Origin of the sequence: Acinetobacter sp. EKM10A, from assembly GCF_011075215.1 — a bacterium.
GTDB lineage: Bacteria > Pseudomonadota > Gammaproteobacteria > Pseudomonadales > Moraxellaceae > Acinetobacter > Acinetobacter baumannii.
Genome location: NZ_JAALLK010000011.1, coordinates 1 through 21439, shown reverse-complemented (window position 1 = coordinate 21439; position 21439 = coordinate 1). Strand labels below are relative to the sequence as shown.

20 protein-coding genes are annotated in these 21439 nt (G+C 39.2%); 7 read left to right on the top strand and 13 right to left on the bottom strand.

The window, feature by feature from the left end; genetic code table 11:
- Positions 1-10 precede the first annotated feature (10 nt).
- The 4 genes from G9371_RS13525 to G9371_RS13510 form a co-directional block, all read right to left on the bottom strand.
- Positions 11-1111, bottom strand: coding sequence for an HPP family protein (locus tag G9371_RS13525; protein ID WP_000111462.1), 1101 nt, complete (start codon positions 1109-1111; stop codon positions 11-13).
- Between the two features lie 132 nt (positions 1112-1243).
- Entirely contained in the window at positions 1244-2041 is a 798-nt protein-coding gene (locus tag G9371_RS13520; protein WP_029424133.1) for a TIGR03915 family putative DNA repair protein, read from the bottom strand.
- Between the two features lie 2 nt (positions 2042-2043).
- The gene (locus G9371_RS13515) at positions 2044-3306 is read right to left on the bottom strand and encodes a putative DNA modification/repair radical SAM protein (RefSeq protein WP_165471281.1); all 1263 of its coding nucleotides are present in this window, start codon (positions 3304-3306) and stop codon (positions 2044-2046) included.
- A 173-nt stretch (positions 3307-3479) separates the two neighbouring features.
- Complete coding sequence (locus tag G9371_RS13510; RefSeq protein ID WP_029424131.1) at positions 3480-4664, bottom strand: TCR/Tet family MFS transporter; 1185 nt, start codon at positions 4662-4664, stop codon at positions 3480-3482.
- A gap of 369 nt (positions 4665-5033) precedes the next feature.
- Here G9371_RS13510 and glyQ point away from each other — a divergent pair, with 369 nt between their 5' ends.
- From glyQ to G9371_RS13495, 3 genes are all read left to right on the top strand, one after another.
- Entirely contained in the window at positions 5034-6011 is a 978-nt protein-coding gene (gene glyQ / locus G9371_RS13505) for a glycine--tRNA ligase subunit alpha (RefSeq protein ID WP_000085212.1), read from the top strand.
- Positions 6011-8080 carry a glycine--tRNA ligase subunit beta gene (gene glyS / locus G9371_RS13500; protein ID WP_029424130.1) on the top strand — a complete coding sequence of 690 codons (2070 nt, stop codon included), beginning with the start codon at positions 6011-6013 and terminating at the stop codon, positions 8078-8080. Before glyQ ends, glyS begins: the two co-directional genes overlap by 1 nt.
- Positions 8081-8303: 223 nt before the next feature.
- The gene (locus tag G9371_RS13495) at positions 8304-9134 is read left to right on the top strand and encodes a hypothetical protein (protein WP_002116648.1); all 831 of its coding nucleotides are present in this window, start codon (positions 8304-8306) and stop codon (positions 9132-9134) included.
- Positions 9135-9192: 58 nt separating this feature from the next.
- Here G9371_RS13495 and G9371_RS13490 read toward each other — a convergent pair whose 3' ends face one another.
- Both G9371_RS13490 and G9371_RS13485 read right to left on the bottom strand, forming a co-directional pair.
- Entirely contained in the window at positions 9193-9477 is a 285-nt protein-coding gene (locus G9371_RS13490; RefSeq protein WP_002116836.1) for a YciI family protein, read from the bottom strand.
- A 35-nt stretch (positions 9478-9512) separates the two neighbouring features.
- Entirely contained in the window at positions 9513-10415 is a 903-nt protein-coding gene (locus tag G9371_RS13485; protein WP_029424129.1) for a DMT family transporter, read from the bottom strand.
- A gap of 108 nt (positions 10416-10523) precedes the next feature.
- Between G9371_RS13485 and G9371_RS13480 the strand changes: the two genes are divergently transcribed.
- From G9371_RS13480 to G9371_RS13470, 3 genes are all read left to right on the top strand, one after another.
- Positions 10524-11390: a LysR family transcriptional regulator gene (locus G9371_RS13480; RefSeq protein ID WP_000355656.1), complete on the top strand. Its 867-nt coding sequence runs from the start codon at positions 10524-10526 to the stop codon at positions 11388-11390.
- 148 nt (positions 11391-11538) lie between these two features.
- Complete coding sequence (locus G9371_RS13475; RefSeq protein ID WP_000644154.1) at positions 11539-11958, top strand: hypothetical protein; 420 nt, start codon at positions 11539-11541, stop codon at positions 11956-11958.
- Positions 11959-12052: 94 nt separating this feature from the next.
- A complete protein-coding gene (locus G9371_RS13470; protein WP_001088069.1) occupies positions 12053-12484 on the top strand; it encodes a hypothetical protein in 432 nt (143 codons plus the stop codon).
- Positions 12485-12583: 99 nt separating this feature from the next.
- Here G9371_RS13470 and G9371_RS13465 read toward each other — a convergent pair whose 3' ends face one another.
- On the bottom strand, positions 12584-13939 hold the full coding sequence (locus G9371_RS13465) for a S8 family serine peptidase (protein WP_029424128.1): 1356 nt from the start codon (positions 13937-13939) through the stop codon (positions 12584-12586).
- 35 nt (positions 13940-13974) lie between these two features.
- Positions 13975-14283 (bottom strand): hypothetical protein, encoded by a 309-nt coding sequence (locus G9371_RS13460; RefSeq protein WP_000691034.1) that lies wholly within the window; start codon positions 14281-14283, stop codon positions 13975-13977.
- 593 nt (positions 14284-14876) lie between these two features.
- On the opposite strand from G9371_RS13460, the gene G9371_RS13455 reads away from it, so the two are divergent.
- The gene (locus tag G9371_RS13455; RefSeq protein ID WP_000783286.1) at positions 14877-15638 is read left to right on the top strand and encodes a hypothetical protein; all 762 of its coding nucleotides are present in this window, start codon (positions 14877-14879) and stop codon (positions 15636-15638) included.
- Positions 15639-15700: 62 nt separating this feature from the next.
- Here G9371_RS13455 and astE read toward each other — a convergent pair whose 3' ends face one another.
- From astE to G9371_RS13430, 5 genes are all read right to left on the bottom strand, one after another.
- A complete protein-coding gene (gene astE, locus G9371_RS13450) occupies positions 15701-16675 on the bottom strand; it encodes a succinylglutamate desuccinylase (protein WP_001150823.1) in 975 nt (324 codons plus the stop codon).
- A 12-nt stretch (positions 16676-16687) separates the two neighbouring features.
- A complete protein-coding gene (astB, locus tag G9371_RS13445) occupies positions 16688-18031 on the bottom strand; it encodes an N-succinylarginine dihydrolase (protein WP_002058255.1) in 1344 nt (447 codons plus the stop codon).
- Positions 18032-18048: 17 nt separating this feature from the next.
- Positions 18049-19518: a succinylglutamate-semialdehyde dehydrogenase gene (astD, locus tag G9371_RS13440; protein WP_002133684.1), complete on the bottom strand. Its 1470-nt coding sequence runs from the start codon at positions 19516-19518 to the stop codon at positions 18049-18051.
- Positions 19518-20549 (bottom strand): arginine N-succinyltransferase, encoded by a 1032-nt coding sequence (gene astA / locus G9371_RS13435; RefSeq protein ID WP_000973732.1) that lies wholly within the window; start codon positions 20547-20549, stop codon positions 19518-19520. The genes astD and astA overlap by 1 nt, the downstream gene beginning before the upstream one ends.
- Positions 20550-20566: 17 nt before the next feature.
- A partial coding sequence (locus G9371_RS13430) for an aminotransferase class III-fold pyridoxal phosphate-dependent enzyme (RefSeq protein ID WP_165471280.1) occupies positions 20567-21439 on the bottom strand: 873 nt, incomplete at its 5' end.

Genomic DNA, 21439 nt, shown 5'->3' with positions numbered 1-21439 from the left:
ATGTTTAAAATTACAATTTACGATTTAACTGCTGTTGTAAAGCCGCAATCATATCTGCACGGCTAATGATTCCAATCAGTTTTCGTTCCTCAACCACCGGAATATAGTTAAAAGACTTCTCAACAAAGTAAGGTACAAGGTCTTGAATCGGCTGAGTTGGCAGTACAGTGACTACTCGACGACTCATAATTTGTCTTACGTAATGCTGCCATGAGTTTCTTGGATCTGTTGCCCCTTTAAACCATTCCACAACTTCATATAGCGCCAAAGTACCCACTAAATGGTTGTCTGCATTAACTACAGGCAAACTCATGAGATTTTCTTGTTTAAATTTATCTAATGCCTGATGAATATCATCATTTTCATGCAATTTAATCACATCTCGGCTCATAATATCCTGACAGGTATATTGGTTCACCATGCGTTCATTGGCATGTTCTTGCGCTTCTAAAATGATTTTTTCTAAGTCGTACTGGCTGATATCTAACAATTCAGTATGATGTTCTAATGCATACTCAATATCTTTTGGCTGAATTGATACTTTTTGAGTGGGAGTTGGATCTTTACTACGCTCATTTAAATGTGCAGTAACCGGATAATGTCGCCCAATCAATCGATTAAAAAATACAGCAAAACCGAGTAGAAGTAATGAGTTGAGCAGAACCGGATAAAAAACGAAATAAAAGCCTAATTTATGAATAGCAGCACCGCCCAACACAGCCGTAATCGCAACTGCCCCACTAGGTGGATGCAAGGAGTCGGTAGTCATCATCAAAAATATGGCAAAACCCACAGCCACGCTAAAAGCCGTGGTTAAATCCGGAATCCACTGTGCACAGGCGACCCCAATAATTCCGGCTAATGTATTACCGACAATAACATTCCAAGGCTGAGCCAATGGACTGGTAGGTACAGCAAATAAGAGAACAGATGAAGCCCCCATTGGTGCAATGTACCAAGCATTAATTCCGCCTAAAACATACCAGCTAATTAATGAGGAAATTGCTAAACCACATAGCGCTCCAACGCCACAAAGCAACCGTTCTTTTAGGGGTAAAACCTTAAAATTCGGTTTTAAAATCTGTAACCATTCTGGCTGTATAACACTCACAGTACACCTTAGGGGATATGCCGTTATTTATAACGGGCAAAAGTATACGCCCAAAGCCACATAAAGTGCATTTAAATTATATCTTTCAATTATCAGAAAACCTGTTGAATGTACTCTTACTATTTTAATGTTTTAATATTCAATTAATTTTTCATTTAAATAGCGCCAGTAACGTTTAGGCAAATATTGCACATGAAGCTTAATATTTTGGCGTTCCGTAATATTAACGCTTTTAAAATAATCCTTCCAAAGCTGGTCATATAAGACTTCTTGCTCATCTAGCTCAAGCTGAAAACTTTGACTCATTCCATTTTTTAAATTGCGGTCAACTTCAGAAGCTTCGAGTGAAACTTCATGTATCTCCCGTAAATCATAATACAGCCCAAACTTGCGTTGCTCATCATAAATCAGCCAACGCTGATCTTGATAACGCCGTTTAAAATGCGGCTGAATGAGTGGTAAAACATTAAAGTCAGGACGAACCAGACTTAAAAAAAGCTCATCTTTGGTTTTCTTAAACCGAATAAAAGCCTCCATTCGATGCTTCTCTCGCCCGACCTTTTTTGTCCACTGTGCAATCGCTAAAACACTGGGATGTGAATAATCTTTTTCTACAGAAGAATGACTACTAAACACATAAATACAATAATTAAATAAATGCTGATAGGCATCTAACGATTCAGATAAAGAGGCAAAATAAAATTGTTTTAAGGAAGAAGATGAAAGCTTTTTTTGTAGCGCGGACCAAACACGCTCGGCGTGTTGCTCGTTATTTGAAACCTCAATTTTATCAGCAAATAAGCCATGTTGAGCTGCATCATTCAAACAGAGCCTGACCTGTAATTCTTTAAATTGAAATGCACGAAACACACAGCTCAGCAGCCCAACCATTGAACCATCAAAATAGTAAGCGACTTCATCATTAAACATAGCTAAAACCCAAGGCTTAATTGTGGCGAGAGTTGCTGTACATATTTCGATGAGCCTTGCGTTAAAATCTGCTGCCGAATAAAACTTGAAGACAATTCTTTTTGGAATTTTGGACTGTCTTCACAGCGAATAAAGAATTTTGCTCGTTGGTAGGCCACACCGAGTTTTTTAAGTAAATCGATATGGATTTTTCCAAAATGGCGAGCCTGCACAATTTTCTTGGCTGATTTCACACCAATGCCCGGTACACGCAAAATCATTTGATAATCTGCACGGTTTAAATCTACCGGAAACTGTTCAGGATGCCTTAAGGCCCAGCTTAATTTTGGGTCTACATCAAGGTCTAAATTAGGGTGTTTTTCATTGACGATTTCATTGACTTCAAAACCGTAAAAACGCATCAGCCAGTCACTTTGATAGAGTCGGTTTTCCCTCAATAATGGCGGTGCAGAGCCAACTGCGGGCAAGTAATTATTTTCAGTATTAATTGGGATATAACCCGAAAAATAGACACGTTTGAGTTTAAATTCTTTATAGTGTTTGTCAGCCATAAACAAAACATCTTGGTCTGACTCTTGATGAGCGCCAACAACCATTTGCGTAGTCTGCCCTGCTGGTACATATTTCGGCACGCGCTTAATAATTTGTCGCTCATCTTTAAGTTGAATGAGTCTGTCACGAACTAAACCTAAATCTTTTTGTACTTCCTGATGTGATTTTTCTGGCGCAAAAGTTTTTAACCCAATTTCGGTCGGCATCTCTAAATTAATACTCATCCGGTCAGCATATAAACCTGCTTCATGAATCAGTTCAGGCGATGCTCCCGGAATTGTTTTTAGGTGAATATAACCATTAAAGTTTTCTTCAAGACGCAACTTTTTCACGACTTGAAGCATACGCTCCATCGTGTGATCTGCCGATTTAAAAATGCCTGAGCTTAAAAATAAGCCTTCGATATAATTACGGCGGTAAAAATTAATAGTTAAGTCTACAACCTCTTGCACCGTAAATGCTGCACGCTGAACGTCATTAGAACGGCGTGAAACACAATGGGCGCAGTCAAAAATACACACATTGCTAAATAGAATTTTTAAGAGAGATACACAGCGGCCATCTTCGGTATAGCTATGGCAAATACCCGAATGACTGGCATCCCCCAGACCTTTATCTTTATTTTTACGGTCACTGCCACTTGATGAACAAGACACATCATATTTAGCAGCATCAGCAAGAATCTGTAGTTTTTCCCGAATGCGATCAGACATATCAAACGACTCATTTATGGCATCGTTTAAAAAATATCATTTCGCATTCTTAAATTTAATCTAGGGAAGTACGCTCGGCGTCATGAAGTGACGTTTTAAATTAGAATGATCTAGGAGTCATTTAGCTATAGAGTATTTGTTTAAGTATAAATAAAGAGCCCAACTCCACTTTGCTATCTTTGTTGTTCGACCGGTTGGGTACTATACAAAATGATAGGTAAAGTAATCAGGTAAATTAAAATTACACTTAACCAAATTGCTCCCGGCCATTTTTTCTGAAATTGAAAATAAAGAGTTGAGAAAAACAAAGGGGCTATCATAGAGGCCAAGCTTACCGTAGAAGTTATCACTCCCTGGAACTGTCCTTGCTGGTCAGCAGAAACCTTTTGAGAAGCTAATGCTTGCAATGAAGGTGTACCCATACTCCCTAACGCAAAAATAGGCATAATGGCAAAAATCATCCAACCACTTTGAGCAAAAGCCATTACTGCTAAAGCCAAACAGGAACAAGCAATACCGATTAGCACGGCATTACGATTACCCAGTAATCTTGAAGCATGACTCGGAATAAAAATCTGTACCAACATTTGACATAAACCAAATGCGCCTAGAGAAAGCCCTACCCAGAAACCGCTCCACTGAAATGTGTCATGTCCCCATAATGCCCAGCAAACTCCATACACCTCCCCTATCGCACTAAAGATAAAAAAGGTCATAACAAATGGAAGTACGCCGCGAATTGAACTAATTCCAGCAAATATTTTAAAAGGATTTAATGTAGATAATTGCTTACCCTCTGATGTCACCCGTCGGGTTTCAGGCAAAATAAAATATGCAAATAAAAGATTAAGCCCTGTCAATATAGCTGCTACAAGGAAAGGAAGCCTCAATCCATATTCACTCAAGAATCCGCCCAATACAGGGCCAATAATGAAGCCTGCACCAAACATAGCATTGATTAAACCAAAATATTTTGCGCGGTTATTTTCTTGAGAAACATCGACAATGTAAGTACTTGCAACAGCCATGTTGGCACTAGTGATTCCAGCAATAATGCGACCTACTAGCAATAGAATTAGGCTATGTGAAAAAGTTAGAAAGAGATAATTAACTGCCGAACCAGCCAGTGAAATAAGCAAGACCGGTCTACGCCCCCATCTGTCACTTAACGCACCTAATAAGGGAGAGAAGATAAATTGCATGGCCGCATAGAGACTGGCCAATATACCCATATATATAGCAATATGAGTGCTATGCGTCATATCTTGTAATAATAAAGGAAGAATCGGAAAAATAAGACCGATACCAATAGCATCTAAAGCAATAGTTGCAAAAATAATAAATAGAGATCGATTCATAAAGCGTCCTATCGAAAAGTCAGGCACAGTAAATGTGAAAACCTGTTAACGATGCTTGATAACAACTCAAGCCCTGATGAACGCTGGCCGAATCTTAAAGATTGGGATATGTGTCGACTGAGTATTCTCTAGTGGAAGAGAAATGAAACTTAAGTCGATTTTTCGCGATTTTTTATCGTAACAATAAAAAAGATTACGGGTGGATATTATCATTAAAATGATGTGGCTAACAATTACTCCAACAGGATTATGGAAATATTAAAGTTCTAGTTACCGCCTCAATAATTTCCTCCGCATTAAGCCTTTGCCACTCCCCTACAAAATCCTTATACTTAGGGGCAATTTTTCTCATAAATTCGTGGATGCTACATGAGTCGCGCCATCTCGCACATTGATACATTTCAGGGCTTAATTCTTGCCCTACAAAACTATTGGGCCGAACAAGGCTGCGTCGTACTACAACCTTACGACATGGAAATGGGCGCTGGAACATTCCACACCGCAACATTCTTACGTGCTTTAGGGCCAGAGACTTGGAACGCGGCATACGTTCAACCTTCACGTCGTCCAAAAGATGGCCGCTACGGTGAAAACCCGAACCGTTTGCAACACTACTATCAGTTCCAAGTAGTACTTAAACCAAACCCAGACAACATTCAACAGCTTTATCTCGATTCTTTAAAAGCAATCGGGATTGATACGCTTACTCACGATATCCGTTTCGTAGAAGACAACTGGGAATCTCCAACTCTTGGTGCTTGGGGCTTAGGTTGGGAAGTTTGGCTTAACGGTATGGAAGTAACTCAGTTCACTTACTTCCAACAAGTTGGTGGTGTTGAATGTTACCCAGTAACAGGCGAAATCACTTACGGTTTAGAACGTCTTGCGATGTACCTACAAGGTGTAGACTCGGTTTATGACCTTGTTTGGACCAAAGGCCAATTCGGTACGGTAACTTACGGCGACGTATTCCATCAAAATGAAGTTGAGCAATCGACTTATAACTTTGAATACGCTCCAGTTGACAAACTATTTGAACTATTTGATTTCTACGAGTCAGAAGCTAACCGTTTAATGGAAGCTAAACTTCCACTTCCAGCTTATGAGCAAGTCGTTAAAGCGTCTCATACCTTTAACTTGCTTGATGCACGTGGCGCAATTTCTGTAACTGAGCGTCAACGCTACATTTTACGTGTACGTACTTTAGCGCGCGCTATTGCACAAAGTTATGTACAAGCACGTGCAGAACTTGGCTTCCCAATGGCAGAACCACACTTACGTGATGAAGTATTGGCACAGCTAAAAGCACAAGCTGAAAGTGAAGCAGCAAAGGCGGAGAAAAACTAATGAGCAAACATACTGTTTTATTCGAACTTGGCTGTGAAGAGCTTCCACCAAAAAGCTTAAAAACGTTACGTGATGCATTACAGGCAGAAACGATAAAAGGCTTAAAAGATGCGGGTTTAAATTTTGCATCTATTGAAGCTTATGCTGCTCCACGTCGTTTAGCGCTTAAAATTGTCGATATCGATGCTGCTCAAGCTGATACACAAAAACGTTTTGACGGCCCTGCTGTTCAAGCGGCTTACGATGCAGAAGGCAAACCGACTAAAGCACTCGAAGGCTTTATGCGTGGTCAAGGAATTACTGTAGACCAACTTTCTACTTTCCAAGCAGGTAAAGTTGAAAAAGTTTGCTATTTAAAAGATGTGAAAGGTCAAAGTCTTGACGCTTTACTTCCACAAATTTTACAAACTGCATTGGACAATTTACCAATTGCTAAGCGTATGCGTTCTGCTGCAAGCCGTACCGAGTTTGTGCGTCCAGTTAAATGGGTTCTTTTACTCAAAGACGACCAAATTGTTGACGCAACGATTCAAGATCACAAAGCTGGTAATGTGACTTATGGCCACCGTTTCCATGCACCAGAAGCTGTGACTTTAGCGCATGCAAATGACTACTTAGCCGCTTTAGAAAAAGCGTATGTTGTTGCGAACTTTGAAAAGCGTCAAGCAACTATTAAACAACAAGTAAAAAAGCTAGCTGATGAAGTTAACGCAACTGCGATTGTTCCGGCTGACTTACTTGATGAAGTAACAAGTCTGGTTGAATGGCCTGTAGCTTTACGTGCAACCTTTGAAGAACGCTACTTAGCTGTTCCTCAAGAAGCTCTTATTACGACAATGCAAGACAACCAGAAGTATTTCTGTTTGATCAATAACGACGGTAAATTACAGCCTTACTTCATTACTGTTTCAAATATTGAGTCTAAAGATCCGACTCAAATTATTGAAGGTAACGAAAAAGTTGTTCGTCCTCGTTTGTCTGATGCTGAATTCTTCTTCTTACAAGATCAAAAGCAACCGCTTGCATCTCGTAAAGAAAAATTAGCAAACATGGTATTCCAAGCACAGCTTGGTACGCTTTGGGACAAATCAACACGTATTGCAAAACTTGCAGTTGCATTATCTTCAATCACTGGTGCAAACCCAGCGGATGCTGAAAAAGCTGCATTACTTGCTAAATGTGACTTAACTTCTGAACTTGTAGGTGAGTTCCCCGAACTTCAAGGTATTGCGGGTACTTACTACGCACGTATTGAAGGTGAAAACACTGAAGTTTCAGAAGCTTTAGGTGAACAATACTTACCAAAATTTGCTGGTGATGTTTTACCAAAAACCAAAACAGGTACAACCATTGCTCTTGCTGACCGTTTAGATACGCTGGTTGGTATTTTCGGTATTGGACAAGCGCCTACAGGTTCTAAAGACCCGTTTGCTCTTCGTCGTTCAGCAATTGGTATCTTACGTTTAATCATTGAAAATGAATTAGATGTAACGATTGAAGAGTTAGTAAATCTTGCGCTTCAAGGTTATGGTGATATCGTTAAAGACCACGACAAAACTCGTGCTGACGCGGTTGCATTCTTGGAAGGTCGTTACCGTGCTAAGTATGAAGACCAAGGCGTTGCTGTTGACGTACTTCAAGCGGTTCAAGCACTTGCACCAAAATCTCCACTCGATTTTGACAAGCGTGTAAATGCTGTTAACCACTTCCGCACATTACCTGAAGCTGCTGCACTTGCTGCTGCAAATAAACGTGTTGCTAACATTCTTGCAAAAGAAGCAGCACCAGAAGGTTCTGTAGTTGAAGCGAACTTAGTTGAAGACGCTGAAAAAGCATTATTTGCTGAGCTTCAAGCAGTGACTCCTGTAGTTGAACCATTACTTGCAGCAAAAGACTACACAGCTGCCCTTTCTAAGCTTGCAACACTTCGCGCGCCGATTGATGCATTCTTTGATGGTGTAATGGTAATGGCAGATGAGGCTGACCTAAAAGCAAACCGTTTACGTTTATTGGCTCAGTTACGTAACTTGTTTACTGCTGTTGCTGATGTGAGCGTGTTGCAGGGTTAAAATTATATAAAAATTAATTTTTGTATAATTAGACTTTAATAAAAACCATGTTTTCACTCTAGTTGGAAACATGGTTTTTTATTGAAGAATTTCATTCAATATAATTATAAATGATTATTTTACATTCAATTAATAAATAAGAATTATTTACTTCCTTCACTTTTTATCCACAATTCAATAAACTAAAACAAATAATTACCAAACTTAACAAAGTATCATTGCAATGAAAAACTTAAATTTATTACTCATATCAACATTACTATTTACTGGATGTGCAACGACCAAATCGATTCAATATCCAGCAGCGGGTAAACAAACCTCTCTTTCTGTTTCTTCAGAACAACTTTCTTCAATGACTGAATCAGGTGCAGGTGATTACTTTGTAAAGGAAAGCCAAATATTAGTTGGTGATGCAAGTAGTGCTTCAGCCAGTCCAGTTTCTGGAATGTTTGGCCTTATCGGAGTAGGTGTTGCAATGGCAATTGATAAAAATGCAAATAGTTCAGCCATTGAAAAAAGCTCTCTCAATCAACCTATTAAATTTGATCAGTTAATACATCAAAAAATTACTGACTCTCTCACCCAAAATAAAACAGATCCTACTCTCAAACTTCTAAGTTTAAATCAGGCATCTGAAATTAAAATTGTGCCTTATTCACGTCTCTCTTTCCGTGAAAAACCAATTGTAAAAGTAAATTTTGGATTAAAAACACAATTTAAAAATGCAGCGGACAATAATGCAGATACAAAACGCTTATATCACTATGTAAGTAAGGATCGTATTTCTTTATCTGAATGGGAAGCTCAAAATAATTTATTATTTATGAAAAAAGCAGATCAAGCATTTAGCGCTCTTAGCCAAGTATTCACTTTAGATTTACAACATCAATTAAATTTAAAAGCATTTGATGAGAATAAGCAAAAAAACTGTAAAACTAATGCAGATACATCCTTAGTTTCTTTTATCCAAACTCCTGACAATTTATGTGTTGGTGTAGTTAAAACAAGTAAAGGAGATGTATTCGAAAATAGTATTTATATTGTTGAGCAATAATAAATATTAACCAAAAAGACTAGAGAACTACTTAAATTTAAGTAGTTCTCTAATGTAATCAAACAAAATCTTTAATTTCTTCTAAACTTTTTGATGGCTCAAACCACATAAAGTCATAATCAGCCACATCATGAATATAAAATGGATCATTTTTCATGATTTCTTCAGCTTCTTGAATCGAAGAGCTTAGAACTAAAATTACCCCACCTACTCTATTTTCCCGGCGTCCCGACGCTAAAAATTTCTTTTGCTCATAGTAATGATCTAAAAATGCAATATGTTCTTTCAATACAGCATCAACTTCGGCTAACGGTTTTTTATAGGTCAAGGTAACAACAATCATTTCATTCTCTTAAAGCAAGTAGCGCATGACATAGCTTATTCGATAGTACGCCTATTCCCCCAATTCATCCATACCAAACTCCCCACAATAATTACTCCTCCCAGCAGCACCATCATTGACGGTTTTTCATTTAAGAAAAGCACTGCCAAACTCATTGCGACAATCGGCGAGCAATATAGAAAATTCGATGCAATCGTTAACTGCATATTTTTAAGAACATAGCCCCAAAGAACATAAGCCATCGCACTTGGGAAAATACCCAATAAGACAACCGACATATTGGCTTGCCAAGTAGCATGTAAAACTTCATTGGGTAAATTGGCACTATAAAATAGTAAAGGAATGGTTCCGAACCAGATGATGTAACACATCATGCTCAAAGCATCATAATTTAAAGCAAATTTCTTATATAAATTAAAGTAGAGACCCCATGCAATTGCAGCTAGAACAATCAATAAACTATAAGGACTCGGTACACCAAAACCATGGTCACCACTGACCACTAACACGGCGCCGCCCAGTCCCAACAAAATACATAACCATTGTTTGAAACTGATTTGTTCCTTAAAAAGCAAAGCTGAAATAATAAATGTAAATAACGGAATAGATTGACTTAAAATGCTGGAGGCAACCGCAGTCACATATTGCTGCCCTGTATTTATCAGCAAATGATGCAGAGTTACAGAGAAAAAACCTAATACAGCAAGTGCAGGAGCATCTTTCCACTTTAAAGGCTGAATGCCTTTTTTCATGACCAAAAGCAGCAAAAAAAACGAAGCAATCAAAAAGCGGAGCAAGGCAATGTGCTGCGGTGTATATGAATGCAAAGCACTATGTACTCCAATAGGTGAATAGCCCCAACAAAAGACGGTCACAGCAATACATAAATAGAGCTTAAATGCGGGAGGCTGGGTTTCGGCAGCAAGAGAAATTGCCATGTTAAATCTGCACTAATGAAATGGAACTCTTTCATCATATGCGCATAGATAGTTGAATAAAATTAACTTATATTGAGTCAAATATTCATTAAAAGTGAATGATTAAACATGGATATTACCCAGTTAAAAATGTTCCAAACCGTGGTTGAATGCGGAACCATGGCTAAAGCATCACTACAACTACATTGCGTACCCTCCAATATCACTACACGCATTAAGCAACTTGAAGAAGAACTAGGCGCACCGCTGTTTTATCGCGAAGGAAAAAGCTTAAAACTCACCCCATCAGGAGAAATCTTTCTCGATTATTGCCATAAAATTTTAGCGCTATGCGATGAAGCGAAACGAAGTATTCATCCAGATGCACCGCCCTCTGGCCCGCTCAAAATTGGAGCTATTGAATCTTCTGCTACAACTCGCCTGCCCAACTTACTTGCAAAATATCATCAACGTTATCCAGAAGTTTCTATTCAAATTATTACTGGCACATGGAAACAGCTACTAGTCGATATTTCTCAGCACAAACTTGATGGTGCAATTGTTGCAGGCAATATTGAGTTTCCTATGTTAAATAAACTCAGTATTTATCAAGAAGACATGGTCTTAATTGCATCTCATTCTTTAGGAGAAATTCATTGCCAAGAAGATTTGATTGGTAAAGAAATTTTCATGTGGACTGAAGGCTGTCCTTACCGTGCAGCTCTTGAAGAATGGCTTAAACTGAAGAATATCTCTCTCCCTATCACCAGTATTACCAGTTACGCCACCATTATTGGGTGTGTCAGTGCGGGTTCTGGCGTGGCGTTAGTGCCTAAGAGTATTTATGAACAATATAAAAATTTAGCGCATATTCAAAGTTATAAATTTGAATACCTTGCCTTTATGCAAAATCATTTTTTCTGGCATAAAAATGTGAGTAACCATAAAGCGAGAGACATGTTTATAGAATTGATAAAGTCGGAGTTTTGTTTATAAAGCATTTGGGTAATGATGCTATTCCCTTCAAATGATGATTTCTCGTAATCAAATCGTATGGGTTTTATCTCATGTCTGCACAAGATTTATTTTTAACAGTAAGATCAGCTATCCATATTTTGATAGTCATTGGGGAGATTAATCCAAAATGAAAGCCATAAAAATTTTATGTATTACAAGCTCTATCTTGGTTTCATCATCTCTCTTTGCTGAAACACCTCAACCTCAACAAGTGAATGAAGCAACTTCTAAGACAATGCCTTATGGTGATAATCCAAGCTTAGGCCGCGTACTGTTATATAAAACCGGAAAAGGCATACAAAACTTAGGAGATTCTATTCAAGGCGCCTCTGAAAAAACCTCAAATAAAATTAGTGAAAAATGGAAAGATACGAAAGAATTTACCGCTGAAAAAGCAGAAGTTGTTCAACAAAAAGCGGATACAGCCAAAGTATTTACTGAACAGAAAATAGAACAAGCTAAGCAAAATATCACCAGCAGTAGAAACGGTGAAAATATTCCAATCGAACAAGGTGAGCTAAGTAAATCTAGTACGACTGCCAATTAAAATTAAATCAGAGTAGCGCGATCATATCGTGCTTCCAAAGAAACACACTTTAAAAAAGACATACATCCACTACAAAGAGCTAGGAACCTGCCTTATGAACAGTCAAAAACTTCTCTTTTCTACCCTGTGCTGCTTAGCATTAACAGCATGTGCAACTACCGCACCTCTTTCTTCTTATCCTCAGGCACAAGTTTTAGAACAAGATACCAATATCGAAGCTTATCCAACCACTACAGGCAATGTAGCCAAGCTCATTAAACACGATAAGCAAGCTTGTATGATTGAATTTACGGGTTATTTAGGTGGTGGACAAGTAACTGAACATTGGATTTTTAATAATAAAGGTCTGATTTCAGCTCAATCATTTACAGAGCAATATCCAGACTCTTCTGGCATATTAAGTCAAGCGACCAATTCGACAACCAAAAGCTCTACCACTTTTAATATCCAAGATCCCGAAATTCAAAATAATTTCAAAAAACTTCAAAGTAATTTTAGTAAAGACAACTTAGCAAAGTGTGATTAAAGCTTTTCATAAAAAAAACTCGTTGCAGAAGTTATCTTTTGCAACGAGCCATAGCCATTTAAATTTTTTGGACCTAATAAAAAATTATAAATATGCTATTTAGTTAACGGTTAAACCATTGGTTGCCGCCAGTAAATCAATCCGTGGGAAAACCAAGCCCGTTCTTGAGTCAGTAATAGGTTTACCCGTAGCTTTTAACCGGCTAATGGTTTGATCGATACTTTCTGTTGGACTCACACTATTCGCTCTCAATAGAGCAATCGCGCCTGCCACATGTGGTGTCGCTTGAGAGGTACCACCCATGGTATAGCCACCTGCGGTAATCATTGCACCCGGCGCCAATAAGGTCACAAGGCTTCCCCCATTACTAAAGCAGGCTACCTTATCTGCTGCTGTAGTTGGGTCAGAACATTTCACGGGGTTACCCCATGACACACCACCAATATTACTATCATAAACAGCACCTACCCTGACTGCCCCTGCCACACAAGCAGGAGATGAAATTCCGTCAGGGAAGGCATCATTACCAGAGGCTACAACCGGAACCACGCCAGCAGCTCTCGCATTGGCAAATGCTGTTCCATAACTGCTATCGCTACACTCAGAGGTATATTTGACTCCCGGCACACCAAGGCTCAAATTCACCGCTTTAATATTATAGGTTTGTGCATTGTTTACAGCCCAGTTAATCCCCGCGAGAATATCACTATCATAAGCGGTGCTTACCCACTTACCTTGCGATCTGACCTTTCTAAATACATCAATACCAATAATTTTAGTTTTAGTAGCGACTTTCGACACAATAGCGGAAACGTTACTACCATGCCCATCATCATCCAAAGTGCCATCATCTGGTGCACTATCAAAAGAATACACCACACGGCAAGTACTTGATGGAGTATTCACAGCGGTACATCCAAAATCTGAATGTAGATAATTTACCCCTGTATCCAGCACAGCAACACTCGATCCCTCCCCCGTAAAACCATTGGTATTGGCTTGTGGTTGATTAATCAAAGGCAAACTTTCAGTAGTTGTAGTACGGTTAATACGGTTTGGATAAACTGCTTTAACGTTCGGATCATTTAATAAAGCTACTAAAGCCTCACGGTTACTAATCCGATAAAAAGCCAAAGGTAGGTTATTGTAATCCCGAAGTACTTGTACACCGCCGGCACGATTAAACCTTGTCTGAAGATTCTTTTTATTTGTAGCAATATAACTTCGCCGTTCTAAACCTGAAGGTACGCTCGATGAAGGAATATTGTATTCGACAATTAAATCGTTTGAATCATTACTAACCAAGGCATCTAAATCTATTTTACCTTGGAACACTTTTTGTTTTGCTGCCTGACTTAACCGCTGTTTGGCCCCTTTGGAATCCAAAGGAAGAGCGGACACAGTTGTACTGAAAATTGTACATAGACCTAATAGAAACAACGTTTTACTTTGCATTATTTTTCTCCGTAGTTTTTCAACTAACAATTTGCTTATTTCGCTTTTATTTCATTTGCTGGATCTTTTTCTGGATCAATCGGTTGAATCGAAGGATCACTTTTTGTGTCATAAAAAGGAACGGTATCTGCTGATACCGATTGAGAGTGGTTTGAATTTAAAGATACGTTTTTAGGTTGAGTAGGCTCCTTAAGTTTAGAAAGAGAAGATGAAGTATCTGGTTGTGGAGAATTCGTCTCATGTAAAGCAGAATTGAACACATCAGATGCACCGCTTGTGGGTTTGAAATAAAGAACAACGGCGATCAAGCCGACTATTACAAGTAGGGAAGCTATAATTTTCATCATTTAAGATCTCTGTTCTTTTGTTTATAGACATCTATATTTATTTTTGATTATTCGAAATAAAGAGACATTTCTTGAGTTACATTTCATGTGAAATTTCTATTTCATAAAATGTATAAACATGAGAAAAGCTAAAATATCTTTTCTCGAATAAGCAAAAATACAGTTCTGCCCTTTACGTTTATATTTCTGGCAGAATAAGGTTCAAAAAAGTGCTAAAAAAGCACCCTATTCTCATAATAAGCAATTATTATGCCGTTTCCTCTAATAAATAACGAGAACTACATCACATTTAGAGATATAGGCATGTATCACATGAACAACGATAGAAAAATTTAGGAGATGAAGGTTAAAAAGCTGTAAGATGAAAATAGGACCAGCTTAATAAGAATAACTAAAAAATAAATGTTCTTTTTCACTTTATTATTAATTTTTATTAATCTTCACAATTTATCCCTAGTCTGTTTACTCAATGTAACACTGTTGTAACGTTTTGATGAAGTGAGTTCCCAAGCTCATATTTCCTTAGCTATGATGCGATTGCGTTTATGAAATACCTCACTAAAAGGGTATATTCTTTGAAGGATATCGCAATGAAAATGATGAAAACAGCTATCGTTACTGCAAGTGTACTTGCTTCTGCCTCTATTTTTGCACAAAGTGCGGGCGTTAATGCAGGTGCATCTGCTCAAGTCAACGTACAACCAGGTGGTCTTGTTAGTGGCGTAGCCAATACAGTCAAAAATACTGCACATACTGTAGGGAACACAGCAAAACATGCTGGTCACGTAGCTGCTGACACAACCGTTAAAGCTACAAAAAAAACAACAGGTAAAGTAACTGAACTTTCTTCTAAAGCTGCTACTGGCACTAAACATGTAGCAAGTGAAGCTGTAACTGGTACTAAACATTTTGCTACCGAAGCAGCTACAGGTACAAAAAATTTAGCGACTAAGGCTGCAACTGGCACTAAAAACCTAGCAGTTGAAGCTAAAGCAGATACAAAAGCGCATCTTGATGCTGTAAAAACTAAGGTAGCAGAAAAACAAGCTGACCAAAAAGAATTTACTGCTGAAAAACAGGCCGATGCTCAAGCACGTGTAGATGCTGTTAAAGCTCGTGTAGCACAAAATCAAGCTGAGCAAAAAGAATTCGTTGCTGACACTAAAGCGGATGCTCAAGCAAAATTAAATGCAGCTCAACCGGCTCATGGAGTTAACGCTCAAACAGGTGTAAACGTTGGTGTTAATGTTGCTGGTATTAATGCAAATGCAAACGTAAATGCAGGCGCTCAAGCGTCTACACAAAAAGGCGAAAAGAAATCTTTTATTAAAGGTCTTTTCGGTACTAACTAATTAAAGGTAGCAATAAAAAAGGGCGATTCATCGCCCTTTTTTATTTCCCTAAAATTAACTATTCAGATTGTTTCAGTTAAAACCAAGCCTGCACGTAAACCGATCTTCACATTCGGGTTTGGGAATAAAATCCAGACCTGATCTTGTTCAACTACATAGTTACCAGAAGGCTGAGTCGCTATGATTTCGCCTTTAGTAAAAGTTGAAAAGTTGGGAGCCTCAGCAGATAAATTCATGTGGAACTCTTCATCTTTTTTTATTAAAGAGTCAGATACCTGAAACACACGAATTTTTGGTTTATTCCGCACTGGTAAAGCTTGCTCAGAAACCACGTTACGAATGACTTCATCAATTGAAGCAAATTGACTCAAGTCATTTTGTCCAAATGGCAATGCTTTGCCTAACTCTAAAGTTGCACTCGCCGCCTTAAAATTCTCACTCGTAAAATGGGTAAATGTTTTACCTACCGCATTATGATAAACCAAAGCATCCAAATCAGCTGCTTCAAGACTTGCCGTTAGATCAGCATCATAGCTATGCGTTTGATATGGAAATAAAGCAAATGTTGGTAATAATGAAGCCCGAATTGCTGTGTGCAAATCATAATGATAACGTTTTGCCTGACTCAAACTTTCCTGAAAGAAAGTGGCAACAGTCTGCTCTAAAACCTTAGCACGCTTAGATTCTTCAGTTACAGGCAGATTTTTATACCCACCACAGAACATACGGTTTACATCGTCATGTACATAACGCTTGCCTTGACGCATCGCATAGGGATTGCCCAATACAAGCAATAATCTCACCGCAAGCTTTAAACGCCCAGCAAATAAATCGGTGCAAAGATGAGATAGCAATTCAATTGGTGCCGTTTCATTCCCATGTACTCCAGCTGACAGTACGACAGCTTTGTCGTACTGCGCATGTGGTGTACATTCAAGAAGTCCCTCACCTAACCAACGCCAAGAAAAATTTGCTTGTTTTCCCTCGCGCGTTGCAGGTTGCTCACCTTGTAAGGTTAATGCTAGAAAATCTTGCATGTCACCTCCTCATTATTTTTGGAAAGGATAAACCGAACCTAAACCTAAAATTTTAGTCAGTTCATCAAGTGCCATACGGCTTTCCATGAGTAAATGCGGATCTGCCAAATCTTCTTGTGCTAAACGATCACGATAGTGTTTATCTACCCACTGATTAAGCGTTGTAAACAATTGATCATTCATGAGAACTTTTGGATTTACGGCATTTAATTCGGTTTCATTTAATGCTACACGTAAACGTAAACAAGCCGGACCACCACCATTACGCATACTTTCACGCAAGTCATAAACCTGAATTGCATCAATTGGTGTACCCATTTGAATCATGTCATTCAAATAGCTCCATACCGCAGCATTTTGACGAGACTCTTCTGGCACAACGATGGTCATTCCGCCATCTGGACGAGTCAAAATCTGACTATTAAATAAATATGTTGCAACAGCATCGTCCACCGTCACACGGTTTTCAGGCACTTCAATTGAAATAAAGTCTTCACCGATGCTTGCCATTTTCTGACGAATTTCGGCAAATGCCTGATCTTGATTTAAAAATGCATGTTGATGGTGGAATAAAACCTGCTGGTTACTTACCGCAATTACATCATTATGGAAAACGCCCTGATCAATCACATCCGGGTTTTGCTGAACAAAAACAGTATGTGCTTCATCTAAACGGTGTAAACGTGCAATGGCCTCGCTCGCTTCACGTGTCTGACGTGCAGGATAACGTTTTGGTCCCGGTAAGCCGTTATTTAAATGTTGTTGACCATAAACAAACACCTGAACACCGCGTTTAGCATAATCACCACCTAAACGATTGTGATTTGCTGCCCCTTCATCACCGAACAAAGCCACTTGCGGTAAAGCTTCATGGTGTACAAAATGACGTTCATTTTTAAAGATCGCTTGTAAAACTTGGCTTGTAGTTTCAGCTTCAATTGAACGGTGAAATTTATTGTTCAGGTTAGCCGCAGTAAAATGCACACGCTCATCTTGGCTATCAGCCGAAGGTGAAACTGTCGCAGCATTTGCAGTCCACATTGGAGAAGCTGAGCTTAAAGATGACAGTAGCTCTGGTGAATAACGCATTGCTTGAGCCACAACACTAATGTCATCTCCAGTAAAACCTAAACGGCGTAACATCGGAACATGTGGACGCTCATGCGGAGCAAGTACACCTTGTTTCATGCCCATATCAGCCAAAGCTTTCATTTTTAATAAGCCTTGTTTCGCCGCCAATTTTGGATTAGACAAATTATTGCGGTTTTTGGTCGATGCTTCATTACCAAAAGACAAACCCGCATAGTGATGTGTTGGTCCCACTAAACCATCAAAATTTACTTCATATCCTTTCATTTTTTCTTTCCCTAGTGTTAAGGCAACACAATCCCTGGAGATAATTTTTCTGGCAACGTCAAGCTTTCACTTTCGAGTGAAGCCATTGGCCAAGCACAGTAGTCAGCAGCATAAAATGCACTTGCACGGTGATTACCTGAAGCTCCTACACCACCAAATGGTGCTGCACTCGATGCTCCTGTTAATGGTTTGTTCCAGTTCACAATTCCGGCACGTGCTTCAATGAGTAAGTCATCAAACAATTCACGTTTTGGAGAAACTAATCCAACTGACAAGCCGAAACGAGTTGCATTGGCAATTTTTAATGCTTCATCAAAACTGTCATAACGCTGAATAGTGGTAAGCGGACCGAAATATTCTTCATCTGGAATACCCGCCACACCTGTTACGTCAATAATGCCTGGAGTAAGTAATGAGCTGTCTTCTTGAGGACGTGTCATTGGCAACAAGCTTTTTGCACCAAGCTCAAGCAACTTTTGCTGGGCATTCATCATGTTTGTTGCAGCAGCCGATGAAATTACGCCGCCCATAAATGGTTGTTGCTCATCATTCCAACGACCAACTTTTAAGTTTTTAGCAACCTCAACAAAACGTTGAATAAATGCATCGCCTTGCGCACCATTTTTTACCAAGATACGGCGCGCACATGTACAACGCTGCCCTGCCGAAACAAATGCAGATTGAATAGTGAGATTAACAACAGCATCCATATTTTCGATTTCATCGATAATCAATGCATTATTGCCGCCCATTTCAAGCGCAAGAATTTTCTCAGGAGCACCCGCCATTTGTTTGTGTAGGTGATAACCTGTGTTTGCACTTCCAGTAAACAAGAGGCCATCAATTTCATGTGAGGCAGCTAGCGCTTCACCCGTGGTACGACCACCTTGCACCAAATTCATTACACCATTTGGCAAACCGGCTTGTTGCCAAAGTTTTACAGTTTCTTCAGCAGTCCAAGGCGTTAATTCACTTGGTTTGAATACAACTGTGTTACCAGCAAGTAACGCAGGAACAATATGTCCGTTCGGCAAGTGGCCCGGGAAGTTGTATGGACCAAAAACTGCAAGTACGCCATGTGGGCGGTGACGTAAAGATGCCACACCATCTGCCATTTCAGTTGAGCTTTCACCGGTACGTTGGTGATAAGCACGAATCGAAATTGCAACCTTGCCAATCATTGACTGAACTTCAGTTAATGTTTCCCAAAAAGGTTTACTGGTTTCTTGGCTAATCACTTCCGCTAAATGCTTTTTATTTTCTTCAAGCAAAGCTGCAAACTTTTCTACAATCGCCACACGCTCAGCAAAAGGTAAACGCGCCCACGCTGGGAATGCTGTACGAGCAGCTTGGCAAGCTTTCTCAACATCACTAGCCGTAGCTTCAGCACCTGACCATACAGTTTGGTTATCAATCGGGTTTGTTTTTACAAATGTTGTACCGCTGCCTTGTAACCAGACACCGTTTATAAATAAAGAGTTTGACATCAGGATACTTCCATAGGATTTAGTGATAACACACGAACAGCGTGACCTTCTTGTACACCGAGTTTTTCAGCTTGTTCATGCGTTAAATTTAAAGTGTTATCTACGAGATCAAGCTTCAATAACATGGCCCGATAGTCGTGGTAATTATCATTGGCAACAAGGTATTGTGTTTTACCTACTGTTGCTTCATTGGTAATTTTGACGTTTAAGAGTTGACTTTCTTTGACTGCACGCAACTCATCAATATTCGCTTCAATAGTTGGACCCGCATCAAAAATATCGACATATCCTTGATAACGTAAACCTTCTGATTCAAGCACATGATAAGCAGGCAAAGTATGTGGATGCATTTTTCCAATCACTTCTTGCGCATCTTTTGGCAAAAGGTCAACATAGACTGGAAAACGTGGCATCAGCTCGGCAATAAAAACTTTTTGGCCAATACCACTTAAATAGTCTGCAGTTGAGAAATCCATATTGAAAAAATGGTGCCCAATCGCATCCCAAAAAGGTGAACATCCATTTTCATCAGAGTAGCCACGCATTTCCGCAATTAATTTTTTCTCAAAATATTGCTTAAATGCTGCGATAAACATAAAACGGATTTTCGATAAAAATTTACCGTTTTGATTTTCACGGCGTTCCGGATCTAAAAATAATGTACAGAGCTCACTACTTCCTGTTCTGTCATTACTTAAAAATAAAGTCGGTAATGACTTATAAACGTTTAATGCTTTTGAAGCATGTACTTGTGTTCCCACATGAAAGTTGTACCAAGGTTCAATTAAACCTACAGCAACCTCAATTGCACTTACACCAATAACACGTTGAGCTTCGGTATCTTCCAGAACAAACAAATATCCCTGCTCACTCTTATGAACATTGCCATTTAAAGTATTGCGAGTACGTGAAATTCGAGCCGAAAGCGTATCCATATTTTGTGGCAAAGAAGTCAGGCCAACACCTGACTTACCTGCTAATTTATAAATATCTTCAAGGTCTCGAAACTCGGCATGACGGACAATCATCATGGCTAGCTTCCCTTTTTTTATTTAGCCAACTTTGCCAAAGCTCTTTTTAAACGAGCAATCCCTTCATCAATATCTTGTTCAGGAATAATTAGAGAAGGAGTGAAACGAACCACGTTAGGTCCTGCGATTAAAGCGAGTAGTCCTTCTTCGCCTGCCCATGTGGTAATGTCTTTCGCTTTACCTGCATATTCAGCTTTTAGTACACAGCCAATCAATAGACCTTGACCACGGATTTCATCAAATACTTGATATTCAGCATTTAAAGTATTTAATGCATCAAGGAAATATTGATGACGGTGTTTCACGCCTTCAAGTACTTCTGGTGTATTAATAAACTCAAAAACTGCACCTGCAACTGCACTTGCTAACGGGTTACCACCGTAAGTTGTACCATGTGTACCTACAGAAAAATGCGGTGCGAACTTATCAGTTGTTAACATTGCACCGACCGGGAAACCACCGCCCAATGCTTTTGCAGTCGTAAGTACATCCGGAATCACACCGTAGTTCATGTAGGCATAAAGTGCACCTGTACGGCCCACACCAGTTTGTACTTCATCAAAAATAAGTAAGGCACCGAACTGATCACACAGTTCACGTAAACCTTTTAAAAATTCGATTTCAGCCGGAATAACTCCGCCTTCACCTTGTACAGGCTCTACAATTACTGCACAAGTTTGTTCATTTATGACTGCTTTAGCTGCTTCTAAATCATTATAAGCAACATGGCTAATACCGTTTGGAAGTGGTGCAAAGTCTTGTGAATATTTTGGCTGACCACCTGCCGAAACGGTAAATAAAGTACGGCCGTGAAAAGCATTGTTAAATGCAACGATACCGCTTTTACCAGCTATACCACTGTCTAGCCCAACTTTACGCGCAAGTTTTAA